This window comes from Streptomyces sp. NPDC001599, assembly GCF_042893535.1.
Classification (GTDB): Bacteria; Actinomycetota; Actinomycetes; order Streptomycetales; family Streptomycetaceae; genus Streptomyces.
The window spans coordinates 41,827-54,797 of the sequence record NZ_JBIAVA010000005.1; the positions used below are offsets into that span (position 1 = coordinate 41,827).

Consider the following 12,971-nt stretch of genomic DNA (forward strand, 5'->3'; position numbering starts at 1 on the left):
TCCCTTTGACGTGAATCGCGTCAAACCGTGCCAAGGAGCGGCAGACGATACAGCCTCCCGCCTAGCGGAGAGAGGAGTTGTCCATCTTCCGGGTGGTGATGATCTGGTCGATCAGGCCGTAGCTCAGCGCGTCCTCGGCCGTGAGGATCTTGTCGCGCTCGATGTCCTCGCGGATCTTCTCGACCGGCGTGGTGGAGTGCTTGGCCAGCATCTCCTCCAGCTGCGAGCGCATCCGGAGGATCTCGTTGGCGGCGATCTCCAGGTCGGAGACCTGACCGCGGCCGGTCTCGCTGTACGGCTGGTGGATCAGGACGCGCGCGTTCGGCAGCGCCATGCGCTTGCCCGGCGTACCGGCGGCCAGCAGGACGGCGGCGGCGGAGGCGGCCTGGCCCATGCAGACCGTCTGGACGTCCGGCTTCACGTACTGCATCGTGTCGTAGATGGCCGTGAGCGCGGTGAAGGAGCCGCCGGGGCTGTTGATGTAGACCGAGATGTCACGGTCGGGGTCCATCGACTCCAGGCACAGCAGCTGCGCCATGACGTCGTTGGCGGAGGCGTCGTCGATCTGGACCCCGAGGAAGATCACCCGCTCCTCGAAGAGCTTCGCGTACGGGTCGTACTCGCGCACGCCCTGCGAGGTGCGCTCGACGAAGCGCGGGATGACGTAACGGGACTCGGCCTGGGGGCCGGTGTAGCGGCCCTGGGAGGCGGCGTGCATGTCCTGCGTGGCGTTCATGCGGTCGTACAGGCCGCTGCCGGGGAAGTCGTTCACAGTGTCTCCTGTAAAGGGGCTGAGGCGGTCGGCTCGGGGCGGAGGATGGCTCAGGCGCCCGTGCCGCCGCCGCCCGGCATGCCGGCGGCCGTGGCGATGACGTCGTCGATGAGGCCGTACTCCTTGGCCTCGAAGGCGTCGAACCAGCGGTCGCGGTCCGAGTCGCGGGTGATCTGCTCGATCGTCTGGCCGGTGTGCTGGGAGGTCAGCTCGGCCATGCGCCGCTTGGTGTGCAGCAGCCGCTCGGCGTGGATCTTGATGTCCGAGGCCGAACCGGCCAGGCCGGCGGAGGGCTGGTGGATCAGGATCTCGGCGTTCGGCAGCGCGAAGCGCTTGCCGGGGGTGCCCGCGCTGAGCAGGAACTGTCCCATGGAGGCCGCGAGACCCATCGCGATCGTCACCACGTCGTTCTTGATGTACTGCATGGTGTCGTAGATCGCCATGCCGGCCGTGATCGAACCGCCCGGGCTGTTGATGTACAGGAAGATGTCCTTGTCCGGGTCGGACGCGAGGAGCAGCAGCTGTGCGGTGATCTTGTTGGCAATGTCGTCGTCGACCGGCTGGCCGAGGAAGATGATCCGCTCGCCGAGCAGTCGGTTGTAGACCTGGTCGCCGAGGCCGCCACCGATGGAGGGCTCGCCGGCGGCTGAGGGCATCAGATTCGTCACGTATCCACCTGCTCGTCTTACGACGGCGCCGGGCCGTCTCACGTTTCCCTGCGGGGCTGGAGCCGCTTTCGGGGACTCCCCTGCCCTCGTATTCATGGACCCTAACGCGGTGACCCTCCGGTGCCATCCCGGTTCTGCGGGTGTTCGCCGGGGGCGTAGCGCTCCGCGGGGTGCGCAGATCCCCACCGCCGTGGCGGATCCGCCGGTTCCCGGGCAGCGGGCCGTCCGTGGCTCGTCGCGCCCACGCGGCGGAGCCGCACAGTGATACAGCCCCGCGCCCCTGGCGGGGCTGTCCAGCCGTATGCGGAACGGGCCCCGGCACTGATGTGTCCGGGGCCCGTTCTGCGTCCGTCCGGGGAGACGCGAGGGGGTCAGCCCTCGGTCTTCTCCTCGGCCTTGTCGTCGGCCTTCTCGGCGTCGGTGGACTCGGCGGCGGCCTCGGTGGCCTCCGTCTCCTCGTCCTCCTCGTCGTCCAGGTCGACGATCTCGCCGTTGGTGTCCTTGACCGTGGCCTTCTCGACCACGGCGGCCAGGGCCTTGCCGCGGGCGACCTCGCCGACGAGGAGCGGCACCTGGCCCTGCTCGACGACGGCCTGGGCGAACTGGTCGGGGGACATGCCGGAGGAGGCGGCCCGGCGCATGAGGTGCTCGGTCAGCTCTTCCTGGCTGACGTTGAGCTTCTCCTGCTTGACCAGCTCGTCGAGGACGAACTGGGTCTTGATGCCCTTGACCGCGGCCTCGCGGGTCTCGGTCTCGAACTCCTCGGCGGTCTTGCCCTGGAGCTCGAGGTACTTCTCGAGGTCCAGGCCCATCTGGCCGAGCTGGTGGTGCTCGAGGTTGTGCTTGCGGGTGTTGATCTCGTCCTCGAGGAGCTTCTCGGGGACCGGGACCTCGACCAGCTCGAGCAGCTTGTCCAGGACGCGCTCCTGGGCCTGCGTGGCCTGGTCGTACTGCTTCATGTTGGCCAGGCGCTTGCGGCTGTCGGCCTGCAGCTCCTCCAGCGTGTCGAACTCCGACGCGAGCTGCGCGAAGTCGTCGTCCAGCTCGGGCAGCTCGCGCGCGGCGACCTGGGTGACCTTGACGGTGACCTCGGCCTCCTTGCCGGCCGCCGAGCCGCCCTTGAGCTCGGAGGCGAAGGTGGCCTCGCCACCGGCCTCCAGGCCCTTCACGGCGTCGTCGATGCCGTCCAGCAGCTCGCCGGAGCCGATGGTGTAGGACACACCGTCGGCGACGCCGTCCTCGAGGACCTCGCCGTCGACCTTGGCCTGCAGGTCGATGGTGAGCACGTCGCCGTCCGCGGCGGCGCGCTCGACCGGGGAGGTCGAGGCGAAGCGCTCGCGCAGCTGCTCCACCGACTTCTCGACGTCCTCGTCGGTGACCTCGACGGCGTCGACCTCGACCTCGATGCCGGAGTAGTCCGGGATCTCGATGGAGGGGCGGATGTCGACCTCGGCGGTGAAGTTCAGCGTCTCGCCGTCCTTCAGCTCCGTGATGTCGACCTCGGGCTGGCCGAGCGGGTTCAGCTCGGCCTCGTTGACCGCGTCGGTGTAGAACTTGGGAAGCGCGTCGTTGACCGCCTCCTCCAGAACCGCACCGCGGCCGAACCGCTGGTCGATGACCCGGGCCGGGATCTTGCCCTTGCGGAAGCCCTTCACCGTGACCTGCTGGTTGATCTTCTTGTACGCCGCGTCGAGGCTGTCCTTGAGCTCCTCGAAGGGCACCTCGACAGTGAGCCGAACCCGGGTCGGGTTCAGGGTCTCCACGGCGCTCTTCACGGTTCGGTCTCCTTGGTGGCTGACTTCTTGGGTTCTGCCGGAACCAGAGAGTGTCCGGCAAATTTCGCCGCCCGGAGACTTCAGACGCTGATGACACACGGGCGTGCAGCTTGCATAGTAACGGCAGCGACTACACGGCCCAAAAGGCGATCACCCGGCGATCACTCGGTGGTCGGTCGGCGGATCGGTCGGTGGTCGGGGTGGCGGGATTTGAACCCACGGCCTTCCGCTCCCAAAGCGGACGCGCTACCAAGCTGCGCCACACCCCGTCTGGTGCGACACGTAGGGTACATGCCGCCAGGCACCGGGGACCGCAGAGTTTCCCGAGCGTCCGTGAAGGTCCGGCGCGGACCGGAAGGGGTGTGCGGTGAGGGGGCACGACCCGCTACGATGCGTGCAGTGCCGCGGTCACCGACGTGCGGCGCGTGCTGTGCGGGCGTAGCTCAATGGTAGAGCCCCAGTCTTCCAAACTGGCTACGCGGGTTCGATTCCCGTCGCCCGCTCCGAGAGGCCTCCGGCCCGGTCCCGCAGGGATCGGGCCGGAGGCCTTTGTGCGGTCCCGGGGGTGCCCGGACCGCACGGGGGCCTGGAGGCCGCGGGCTAGAACTGGATCGAGTTGATCGTGTCCGCTATCGAGTCCAGGAAGCGTTGGATGTCGTCCGCCATGCCGGTCGAGGCGAGGAAGAAGCCGAAGAGGACCGCGACGACCGCCGGCCCCGCCTTGATCGAGCCTCCCCGCAGCAGCACCACCAGGATGATCCCCAAGAGCAGCACCACTGACAGTGAAATGGCCACAACTGATCACACCCTCGGTCGGTCCGCACTCCCGCCCGGAGGTGCAGCACCGCACACCCCCGCCAGAACCATCGTGCCACCAACCGGGCCCCGTCATGCGGCAGGTGACACATCGTCCGGCCGGATCCGTGAACGGCACGCTCCCCCGCGCACGCGGGCGCGGCCCGCCGTCGCCTCCCGCACATGATTTCGACGATCCACTCCTGCGGGGAATTCGGGCCGTTTCGTTTCCATGCCCACACAACGCGTTCGCGGATATTTCGAATTGTCGCGGCGGACACATCGACGGGCGCGCCGACAGCGCCACCACAGGGAGATCACAGGGAGATCACAGGATCACCCATGAAGCCCGTAAGTGCACTGTTCAGTCATGATGTGTCATGACAAACAGGGCGTTCCGCATGGGGTCCGTCACGCGTCCGGGGAGGCCGAGTTCCCGGAATACGGGGTACTCGCACAGTACTCACCCCGTTTCCAAGACCCGAAATGCAGGAATGACGTCGAGCGTTTTACGGAATGCGACGGCGAACGCTAGGGTGCCTCAGATGTTCTACGCTGCCTCGTCCCCCATCAGAGCAGCGAGGTCCTGTGACTACTCGCCGGTTTTTCGGCGGGGGGTTGCATGACTAGCTCGCTGCGATCCGACGGCGACCGGAAGTCGCCGTCCCCACGCACCCGCCCGAGCCGGCAGCGCGACGCGTTCTTCGACAACGCCAAGTACCTGGCGATCGTCCTGGTCGGTGTGGGCCACGCCTGGGGTCAGATCCTGGACGGGAACCGGACCGTGGAGACCCTCTACCGGGTCCTGTACACGTTCCACATGCCGGCGTTCATCGTCATCTCCGGCTACTTCTCGCGCAGTTTCGACCTGAGCCCCAAGCGCGTCAAACGGCTGATCACCGGTGTCGTCGTCCCCTACGTGGTCTTCGAGGTCGCCTACGCGCTGCACCGCCGCGTCAGCGAGGACCCGGGCAACGACATCAGCCTGCTGGACCCCACCTATCTCCTGTGGTTCCTGTGCGCGCTGTTCGTGTGGCGGCTGACCACCCCCCTCTGGCAGACGCTCCGTTGGCCGCTCCCGATCGCCCTCGGCATCGCCGCGCTGGCCTCCGTGACGCCCACCGTCGGCAACGACCTGAACATGCAGCGGGTGCTGCAGTTCCTGCCGTGCTTCGTGCTGGGGCTGCTGCTGCGCCCCGAGCACTTCCGGCTGGTGCGGCGCCGTTCGGTGCGGATCTGGTCCGTGCCGGTGGTCGCGGCGGCGCTGGTGATCGCCTGGTGGTCGGTGCCGCGCATGGAGACCGGCTGGTTCTACCGCAACGCCTCGGTGCAGGACACGAGCGCCCCCTGGTGGTCCGGGCCCGTCCTGACCCTCGCGCTCTTCGGCTGCTCCGTGGTGCTGACCGCGTGCTTCTTCGCCTGGGTGCCCGGCCGGCGCATGTGGTTCACCGCGCTCGGCGCCGGCACGATCTACGGCTACCTGCTGCACGGCTTCCTGGTGAAGGAGGGCGACTACACCGGTTGGTTCCAGCAGCCCTTCCTGGACCGGCCGCTGGGCGAGATCGGGCTCACCGTCCTCGGCGCCGCCGTCATCACCCTGCTGTGCACCAAGCCCGTCCAGCGGGTCCTGCGGTACGTGGTCGAACCGAGAATGGACTGGGCCTTCCGACAGGATCCCGGCGACGCCGCCCGGGGCCGGGAGAAGCGGGACCGGACCGGTACCGGGGCACGCGAGACGTCCACCGAGCCCGCCGCGTCGAACGCCGGCGGCGAGAGGATCTCCGTCTAGAACCGGTGGGTCACCCCTGACCGAGAAGTGCGCGCATCCGCGTGTACTTCTCGGTCAGTCGTGTGCGGGTGGCCCTGTCGAGGACGGCCAGCCTCGCGGGGTCGGCGTTGTGCGCCAGGTCCGCCTCCTTGACCAGCCGCGCGCCGGGGGTGGCCAGGATCCGCGCGGCGTAGGCCTCGGGCGGCTCCCCCGCCCGCTTGGTGAGGGCCAGGACGATGTCCTTGGTACGGCGGCTCAGCGGCGCCTCGTCCAGCCAGCGCTCGGTCAGCGCGTCGTCCTCGACGGCGTCGTGCAGCCAGGCGGCCGCGATCTGCTCGTCGTCGCCGCCGCGCACCCGTACGCCCTCCGCGACGGCCCGCAGGTGTTCGGCGTAGGGCCGCCCCGCCTTGTCGGTCTGTCCGGCGTGGGCGGCGCGGGCCGTGGCCTCGACCTCGGCCAGGGAGAGCGGCGGGGCGGGCGGTCCGGAGTCGTGGGGCGTGGGCGGCATGGGCCCAGTATGCGGCGCGGGCCTCAGTCCGTGGCCGGCGCGGACTGGGCCGTCGGGCCCTCCCGGCAGATCAGCAGCAGCGCCCGGTCGTCGTTGACGTCCTTGGCCACCGCCTCGATCAGGTGCCAGGCCGCGCCGTGGAAGCCGCCCGCGACATAGCGGTCGGCCTCGCCGGTGAGGCGGTCGATGCCCTCGGCGATGTCCCGGTCGGAGGTCTCCACCAGGCCGTCCGTGAACAGCATCAGGACGTCTCCGGGCCGCAGCGAGCCCTTCACCTGGTCGAACTGCGCGCCGTCGTACACGCCGAGCAGCGGTCCGTCGGCGGACTTCTCCTCCCAGCGGCCGGTGCCCGCGCTGAGCTGGAGGCCCGGCGGGTGTCCGGCGGAGTACAGCTCGTAGTCGCCGGAGTCGAGGTCCAGGACGAGGTGGATGGAGGTGGCGAAGCCCTCGTCCCAGTCCTGGCGGAGGAGGTAGCCGTTGGCGGCCGGCAGGAAGGCGTGCGGGGGCAGGCTGCCCAGCAGTCCGCCGAAGGCCCCCGACAGCAGCAGGGCGCGCGAGGCGGCGTCCATGCCCTTGCCGGAGACGTCGGTGAGGACGACCTCCAGCGTCCGGCCGCCGTTGGTGCGGGCCGCGACGACGAAGTCGCCGGAGAAGGACTGGCCGCCGGCCGGGCGCAGCGCCATCTCGCGGTGCCAGCCCTTGGGCAGCTTGGGCAGCTTGCTCTGGACGCGGATGCGTTCGCGCAGGTCGAAGAGCATGGTGCCGCCGCGCCGCCAGGGCACGCCGACCCGGCTGCGGAACTGGGCGACGAGGAGCCCGAAGAAGCCGCAGGCCGCGACGACCAGGACCACGCCGGGCGTGACCCGGGAGGGGCCCTCGGTGTACGGGCCGAGCTGCACCGACTCCACGATCAGCGCGGTGGCCGCCGCGGCGTACAGGCCGAGCAGGCTCGCCGGGCGCAGCAGCAGCCCGCCCGCGACGATCGGGATGACGAGCGCGGAGGGCGAGCACCACACCGAGTTGGCCATCGTGGTGGCCGCGATGACGGGGATCGTCAGGAGCAGTCCGGCGAGCGCGATCCAGTCCGAGCCGTCGCCGCGGAAGTAGTCGACGGCGGCTCGGCGCACGCCGACGCGGGCCCGGTGCCACTGCTTCTTCCACCGGGCCGCGAACGTATCGGCCTCCGCGCGCCGCTGTCGTCCTGCTGCCATTAGTTCGGGACCCTATCCATCGGACCGGCCGCTTGGCACGGGAGGTCCCACTTGTCCCCCGTCCGAGGCCGGACTTCACAGTGAACTTCACGAACGGCTCCCGCGCCGCAACCCTGCGGAAATTGTCTCGCTCGACTCGTGCGGCCCTGGTACGCATGCCGTATGGAACGGTCCACGGGTGATGACGGCGGCGTGACGACGACGATGACGATGACGGAGCCTCGGGTGCTGCGGCGCGAGGAGTGGGACAGCTGGTACGGGTCGCTGATCCGGGCCTTCGGCGGGGTTCCGGAACCGGCCGAGGAGCTGGAGCTGTTCCGGGAGCTGACGCGGGTGGACCGGTCGATCGGCGTCTGGGAGGGCGAGGGGGAGGACGAGGCGTGCGTCGGGACGACGGGGGCGTTCGACTTCCGGATGACCGTGCCGGGCGGCGCGCGGGTGCGCGCGGCGGGCGTGACGATGGTGAGCGTCGCCGCCACGCACCGGCGCCGGGGCGTGCTGACGTCGATGATGCGGCGGCAGCTGGACGACGTACGGGCCTGGGGCGAGCCGCTGGCGGTCCTGACGGCCTCCGAGCCGGCGATCTACGGCCGGTTCGGGTACGGCGCCGCGACCTTCGGGCTCAACGCGGAGATCGACACGAGCCGGGTCCGGTTGTCCGTGCCGCCGGGCACGGATGACGTACGGCTGCGGTACGCGGTGCCCGCCGACGTGCTCGACGCGTGCGAGGCGGTGTACGCACGGCTGGTGCCGGGGCGGCCGGGGATGCTGGCCCGGCGGCCCGGCTGGGAGCGGCTGGCGCTGCTGGATCCGGAGAGCGGGCGGGACGGTGCCTCGCCCTTGCAGTGCGTCCTCGCCCGGCGGGACGGCGAGGTCACCGGGTTCGCGCGCTTCCGGGTGCGGCCGGCCTGGGGTCCCGAGGGGGCCGGGGGCACGGTGGTCCTCGACGACCTGGCCGGTCTCGACCCGGCGACCGAGGCGGCGTTGTGGCGCTTCCTGTACGACGTCGACCTGACCTCCCGGCTGGCGGTGCGGGGGCGGCCGGTGGACGAGGCGTGGCAGCACCAGGTGTCGGACATCCGGCGGTGCCGGCCGGAGCTGCGGGACGCGTTGTACGTACGGCTGGTGGACGTGGGTGCGGCGCTCGCGGCGCGGACCTACCAGACGCCGGTGGACGTGGTGTTCGAGGTCGAGGACGCCTTCTGCCCCTGGAACGCGGGGCGTTGGCGGCTGAGCGGCGACCCGAAGGGCGCCTCGTGCGAGCGTACGTCCGACGGGGCGGATCTGGCGCTGTCCGTGCGGGAGTTGGGCGCGGCGTACCTGGGGGGTGTGCCGCTGGGTTCGCTGGGCGCGGCCGGGCGGGTGCGCGAGGTGCGGGCCGGGGCGCTGGCGGAGGCGTCGGTGGCGTTCGGGTCGGACGTGGCACCGTGGCTGCCGCACGGGTTCTGAGTCCGGACTCTCACCGTTTCTGACAGGTGGGGCACCAGAAGAGGTTGCGGGCGGCGAGGTCGGCGGTGCTGATGGGACTGCCGCACAGGTGGCAGGGCTGGTTGGCCCGGCGGTAGACGTAGACCTCGCCGCCGTGGTCGTCGACGCGGGGCGGGCGGCCCATGGCCTCGGGGGTGTGCTCGGGGCGGACGGTGTCGATGCGGTTGTTCCGCACCCCCTCGCGCATGAGGGCGGTGAGGTCCTGCCAGATGGTGTCCCACTCGGCGGGGGTGAGGTCCTTGCCGGGGCGGTACGGGTCGATGCCGTGGCGGAAGAGGACCTCGGCACGGTAGACGTTGCCGACGCCGGCGATGACCTTCTGGTCCATGAGCAGGGCGGCGATGGTGGTGCGGCTGCGGGAGATCCGGCGGTGGGCGGCCGCGGGGTCGGCGTCCGGGCGCAGGGGGTCGGGGCCGAGGCGGTCGTGTATCGCCTGCTTCTCCGGGTCCGTGATCAGGGCGCAGGTGGTGGGGCCGCGGAGGTCGACGTAGGAGGTGTCGTTGGCCAGGCGGAGGCGGACGGTGTCCGTGGGCGGGGGCGCGGGGGCCGGGCCGAAGGCGACCTTGCCGAAGAGGCCCAGGTGGATGTGGACCCAGGCGGCGTCCTCGGCCGCGTACTCGGCCGCGTTCCCCGCTGCGCCGAAGCCGAGGAACAGGTGCTTGCCGTGGGCGTCGGCGGTGGTCAGGACGGTGCCGTCGAGGAGGGCGGCGGAGTCGGCGAACTTGCCCTGCGGGCTGGTGACGCGGACTGCCGTGCGGGCGAAGGCGGCGGTGTAGTCCTGCGCCAGCCGGTGGATCGTGTGCCCCTCTGGCACGTGCGGTGTCCTTTCGCCCGACGCCCGGCCGGCGTGGCCGGTGCCGCCCCCCGGTGCTCGCGCGTCACACGGCGGGGGGGGGCGGCAGGGTGGGCCGGGGGTTCGGGGGTGCTACTGCTGCGGGTGGTGGGACGGGACCGGGGGAAGGTCGCCCGTCGTCTCGTAGGACGTGAGCATGTCGATGCGGCGGATGTGGCGTTCGTCGCCGGAGAACGGGGTGCCGAGGAAGGTCTCGACCAACTTCGTCGCCTCCTCCTGCGTGTGCATGCGGGCGCCGACCGCGACGACGTTGGCGTCGTTGTGCTGGCGGCCGAGCGACGCCGTCTCCTCGCTCCAGGCCAGCGCCGCGCGCACGCCCTTCACCTTGTTCGCCGCGATCTGCTCGCCGTTGCCGGAACCGCCGATCACGATGCCGAGGGCGCCGGGGTCCGCGGCCGTGCGCTCGGCGGCGCGCAGGCAGAAGGGCGGGTAGTCGTCCTGGGCGTCGTAGATGTGCGGACCGCAGTCGACGGGCTCGTGACCCGCCGCCGTGAGCCACTCGACGAGGTGGTTCTTGAGTTCGAAGCCCGCATGGTCCGAGCCGAGATACACGCGCATGCGTCGAGTGTGACACGCGCGCCAAGCGGTGGACGCTTCGGGTTGCGACTGGGGAAAACGACTTGTGAAGCTTTAAAAGCTCAGGGAAAGCTCAAGTAACGATCCGGATTCAAAGGTTCCTGAATTCGTTCGCCTCCGTTTCACTGGTCCGGCTCGTACACCGCTCGTACGGGAAAGTGCTCGACCGGCGCAAAGGAAGACCTCCCCCATGACTTCGCAGCCGACCTTGACCAAACCGGAGGAGGGGCCCGCGGGCCCCTCGCAAACCGGGTCCGGGCTTCAGGCCGGGCTCAAGAACCGCCATCTGTCGATGATCGCCATCGGCGGCGTCATCGGAGCCGGGCTGTTCGTGGGTTCCAGTTCGGGAATCGCCACCGCGGGACCCGGCATCCTCCTCTCGTACGCCCTCGTCGGCACGCTCGTGGTGCTGGTGATGCGGATGCTCGGGGAGATGTCGGCCGCCAACCCGACCTCGGGCTCGTTCTCCGCACATGCCGACCGCGCGCTCGGCCCGTGGGCCGGGTTCTCCATCGGCTGGCTCTACTGGTTCTTCTGGGTCGTGGTGCTGGCCGTGGAGGCCACCGCCGGGGCCAAGATCCTGGAAGGGTGGATTCCCGCCGTGCCGCAGTGGGGCTGGGCGCTGATCGTGATGGTCGTGCTCACCGCCACCAACCTCGCCTCCGTCGGCTCCTACGGCGAGTTCGAGTTCTGGTTCGCCGGGATCAAGGTCGTCGCCATCGCCGCGTTCATCGTGGTCGGCGGGCTGGCCGTCTTCGGGGTGCTGCCCGGCGTGGACAGCGACCAGGCGGGGCTCGGGAATCTGACCGAACACGGCGGGTTCCTGCCGCACGGGGCCGGGGCGATTCTCACCGGCGTACTGCTCGTCGTCTTCTCGTTCATGGGCAGCGAGATCCCCACGCTAGCCGCCGGTGAGTCCGAGGACCCGCAGCGGGCCGTCACCAAGGCGACCAACAGCATCATCTGGCGCATCGCCGTCTTCTACCTCGGGTCCATCTTCGTCGTGGTCGCGCTGCTGCCCTGGGACTCGCAGTCGATCGTCGACCAGGGCTCGTACGTCGCCGCGCTGGACTCGCTCGGGATCCCGAACGCCGGCGAGATCATGAACTTCATCGTGCTGACGTCCGTGCTGTCCTGTCTGAACTCCGGGCTCTACACCGCCTCCCGCATGGCCTTCTCGCTCGGCCGGCGCGGGGACGCACCGAAGGCGTTCGCCCGGACCACCCGGCGCGGGGTGCCGCAGACGGCGATCCTGTCGTCCGTCGTCTTCGGCTTCGTCGCGGTCTTCTTCAACTACAAGTTCCCCGACACGGTCTTCCTCTTCCTGCTCAACTCCTCGGGCGCCGTCGCCCTCTTCGTCTGGCTGGCCATCTGCTTCTCGCAGCTGCGACTGCGGAAGATCATCCAGGCCGAGGCGCCGGAGAAGCTGGTCGTACGGATGTGGCTGTACCCGTACCTGACCTGGGCGGCCGCCGCGGTCATCGTCTTCGTGCTCGGCTACATGCTGACCGACACCGAGCACAACGGGCGCAGCACCGTGCTGCTGTCGCTGCTCGTCGCCGCACTCGTCCTCGTCGTCGCCTTCGTCAAGCAGCGGATCACCGCGACGCGGAGGGCCGCCGCCGGGAAGGGCTGACCTCCGCCGGGAAACGAAAGAGGCTCGCCGGGGCGCTGTCGCGCTCCGGCGAGCCTCTTCGCGTGGGCCCGCGGCCGGTTACCGCTTGTCGACCAGCTTCCACGCGGCGGGCAGGACGCCCATCGCCAGCGCGGCCTTCAGCGCGTCGCCGATCAGGAACGGGGTGAGGCCGGCCGCGATCGCGGCGGTGAGGGACATGTCGGCGGCGAGGGCCAGGTACGGCACGCCGACGGCGTAGATGAGCGCCTCGCCGAGCAGCATCGTGCCGGCCGTGCGCAGCACCGAACGGTCGGCGCCGCGGCGGGCCAGGGCGCCCACGACGGTGGCGGCGAGCAGCATGCCGAAGACGTAGCCGAGGGAGGGGGCGGCGGTGCCGGAGCCGCCCTCGGCGAACCACGGCACGCCCGCCATGCCGACCAGGGCGTAGAGCGCGAGGGAGAGCAGGCCGCGGCGGGCGCCGAGCGAGGTGCCGACGAGCAGTGCCGCGAAGGTCTGGCCGGTCACCGGCACCGGGGAGCCGGGCACGGGCACCGCGATCTGGGCCGCGATGCCGGTGAGCACGGCACCGCCCGCCACCAGCGCGACGTCCCGGACTCGGGAGGAGGGGATGAGGTCGGCGAGGACCTGCCCGGATCGGGCGGGGACGGCAGCGGTGCTCATGGGGACTCCGCGGTGGGGTGGTGTGGACATGTCGGGACACCGCGACGCTATCCCAGCGGGCGGGACCGATCACCAGCAGCGCTCGACAAAGGCCCGCTCGTGGACTTGGTGGGCTCCCGACAAAGGACGCGGGATACACACCGACTCGGGTGACACCGGTCACCGAGGGGGTGAGGCGGGCGTCACCCGGGCGTACCGGCAGGCGGAACGCCGTATTCGGATGATCGCGTTCCGTATCCGGTCCGTCCGCATCGTGGGCCG

General features: G+C 70.4%; 12 protein-coding genes and 2 tRNA genes. 4 read left to right on the forward strand and 10 right to left on the reverse strand.

From position 1 onward, the window contains the following. Window positions 1–61 precede the first annotated feature (61 nt). The 4 genes from ACFYZ3_RS15035 to ACFYZ3_RS15050 form a co-directional block, all read right to left on the reverse strand. Complete coding sequence (locus tag ACFYZ3_RS15035; protein WP_361000465.1) at window positions 62–772, reverse strand: ATP-dependent Clp protease proteolytic subunit; 711 nt, start codon at window positions 770–772, stop codon at window positions 62–64. Window positions 773–822: 50 nt separating this feature from the next. Further along, window positions 823–1,428, reverse strand: coding sequence for an ATP-dependent Clp protease proteolytic subunit (locus ACFYZ3_RS15040; RefSeq protein ID WP_030186848.1), 606 nt, complete (start codon window positions 1,426–1,428; stop codon window positions 823–825). Between the two features lie 383 nt (window positions 1,429–1,811). After that, a complete protein-coding gene (gene tig, locus ACFYZ3_RS15045) occupies window positions 1,812–3,215 on the reverse strand; it encodes a trigger factor (RefSeq protein ID WP_388516950.1) in 1,404 nt (467 codons plus the stop codon). Between the two features lie 192 nt (window positions 3,216–3,407). After that, window positions 3,408–3,484: transfer RNA gene (locus tag ACFYZ3_RS15050), tRNA-Pro, on the reverse strand. Window positions 3,485–3,647: 163 nt separating this feature from the next. Here ACFYZ3_RS15050 and ACFYZ3_RS15055 point away from each other — a divergent pair. After that, window positions 3,648–3,718, forward strand: a tRNA-Gly gene (locus ACFYZ3_RS15055). Window positions 3,719–3,815: 97 nt separating this feature from the next. On the opposite strand, the gene ACFYZ3_RS15060 is transcribed toward ACFYZ3_RS15055, so the two are convergent. Beyond that, on the reverse strand, window positions 3,816–4,010 hold the full coding sequence (locus ACFYZ3_RS15060) for a hypothetical protein (protein ID WP_003976178.1): 195 nt from the start codon (window positions 4,008–4,010) through the stop codon (window positions 3,816–3,818). 622 nt (window positions 4,011–4,632) lie between these two features. Between ACFYZ3_RS15060 and ACFYZ3_RS15065 the strand changes: the two genes are divergently transcribed. Next, window positions 4,633–5,799 (forward strand): acyltransferase family protein, encoded by a 1,167-nt coding sequence (locus tag ACFYZ3_RS15065; protein ID WP_388516953.1) that lies wholly within the window; start codon window positions 4,633–4,635, stop codon window positions 5,797–5,799. Between the two features lie 10 nt (window positions 5,800–5,809). Here ACFYZ3_RS15065 and ACFYZ3_RS15070 read toward each other — a convergent pair whose 3' ends face one another. Then, window positions 5,810–6,286 (reverse strand): HD domain-containing protein, encoded by a 477-nt coding sequence (locus tag ACFYZ3_RS15070; RefSeq protein ID WP_388516955.1) that lies wholly within the window; start codon window positions 6,284–6,286, stop codon window positions 5,810–5,812. A gap of 23 nt (window positions 6,287–6,309) precedes the next feature. After that, window positions 6,310–7,497, reverse strand: a complete 1,188-nt coding sequence (locus tag ACFYZ3_RS15075; RefSeq protein WP_361000453.1) for a PP2C family protein-serine/threonine phosphatase — start codon at window positions 7,495–7,497, stop codon at window positions 6,310–6,312. Between the two features lie 162 nt (window positions 7,498–7,659). On the opposite strand from ACFYZ3_RS15075, the gene ACFYZ3_RS15080 reads away from it, so the two are divergent. Then, on the forward strand, window positions 7,660–8,946 hold the full coding sequence (locus ACFYZ3_RS15080) for a GNAT family N-acetyltransferase (RefSeq protein WP_388516958.1): 1,287 nt from the start codon (window positions 7,660–7,662) through the stop codon (window positions 8,944–8,946). Window positions 8,947–8,956: 10 nt separating this feature from the next. Here the strand turns inward: ACFYZ3_RS15080 and ACFYZ3_RS15085 are convergent, their stop codons facing one another. Together ACFYZ3_RS15085 and ACFYZ3_RS15090 are read right to left on the reverse strand one after the other, a co-directional pair. Next, window positions 8,957–9,799 carry an Fpg/Nei family DNA glycosylase gene (locus ACFYZ3_RS15085; RefSeq protein ID WP_388516961.1) on the reverse strand — a complete coding sequence of 281 codons (843 nt, stop codon included), beginning with the start codon at window positions 9,797–9,799 and terminating at the stop codon, window positions 8,957–8,959. Between the two features lie 111 nt (window positions 9,800–9,910). After that, window positions 9,911–10,396: a ribose-5-phosphate isomerase gene (locus ACFYZ3_RS15090; RefSeq protein WP_388516963.1), complete on the reverse strand. Its 486-nt coding sequence runs from the start codon at window positions 10,394–10,396 to the stop codon at window positions 9,911–9,913. A gap of 208 nt (window positions 10,397–10,604) precedes the next feature. Between ACFYZ3_RS15090 and ACFYZ3_RS15095 the strand changes: the two genes are divergently transcribed. Then, window positions 10,605–12,050: an amino acid permease gene (locus ACFYZ3_RS15095; protein WP_388516966.1), complete on the forward strand. Its 1,446-nt coding sequence runs from the start codon at window positions 10,605–10,607 to the stop codon at window positions 12,048–12,050. Window positions 12,051–12,128: 78 nt separating this feature from the next. Here ACFYZ3_RS15095 and ACFYZ3_RS15100 read toward each other — a convergent pair whose 3' ends face one another. Continuing rightward, a complete protein-coding gene (locus tag ACFYZ3_RS15100; protein ID WP_388516969.1) occupies window positions 12,129–12,710 on the reverse strand; it encodes a biotin transporter BioY in 582 nt (193 codons plus the stop codon). Window positions 12,711–12,971: the final 261 nt, after the last annotated feature.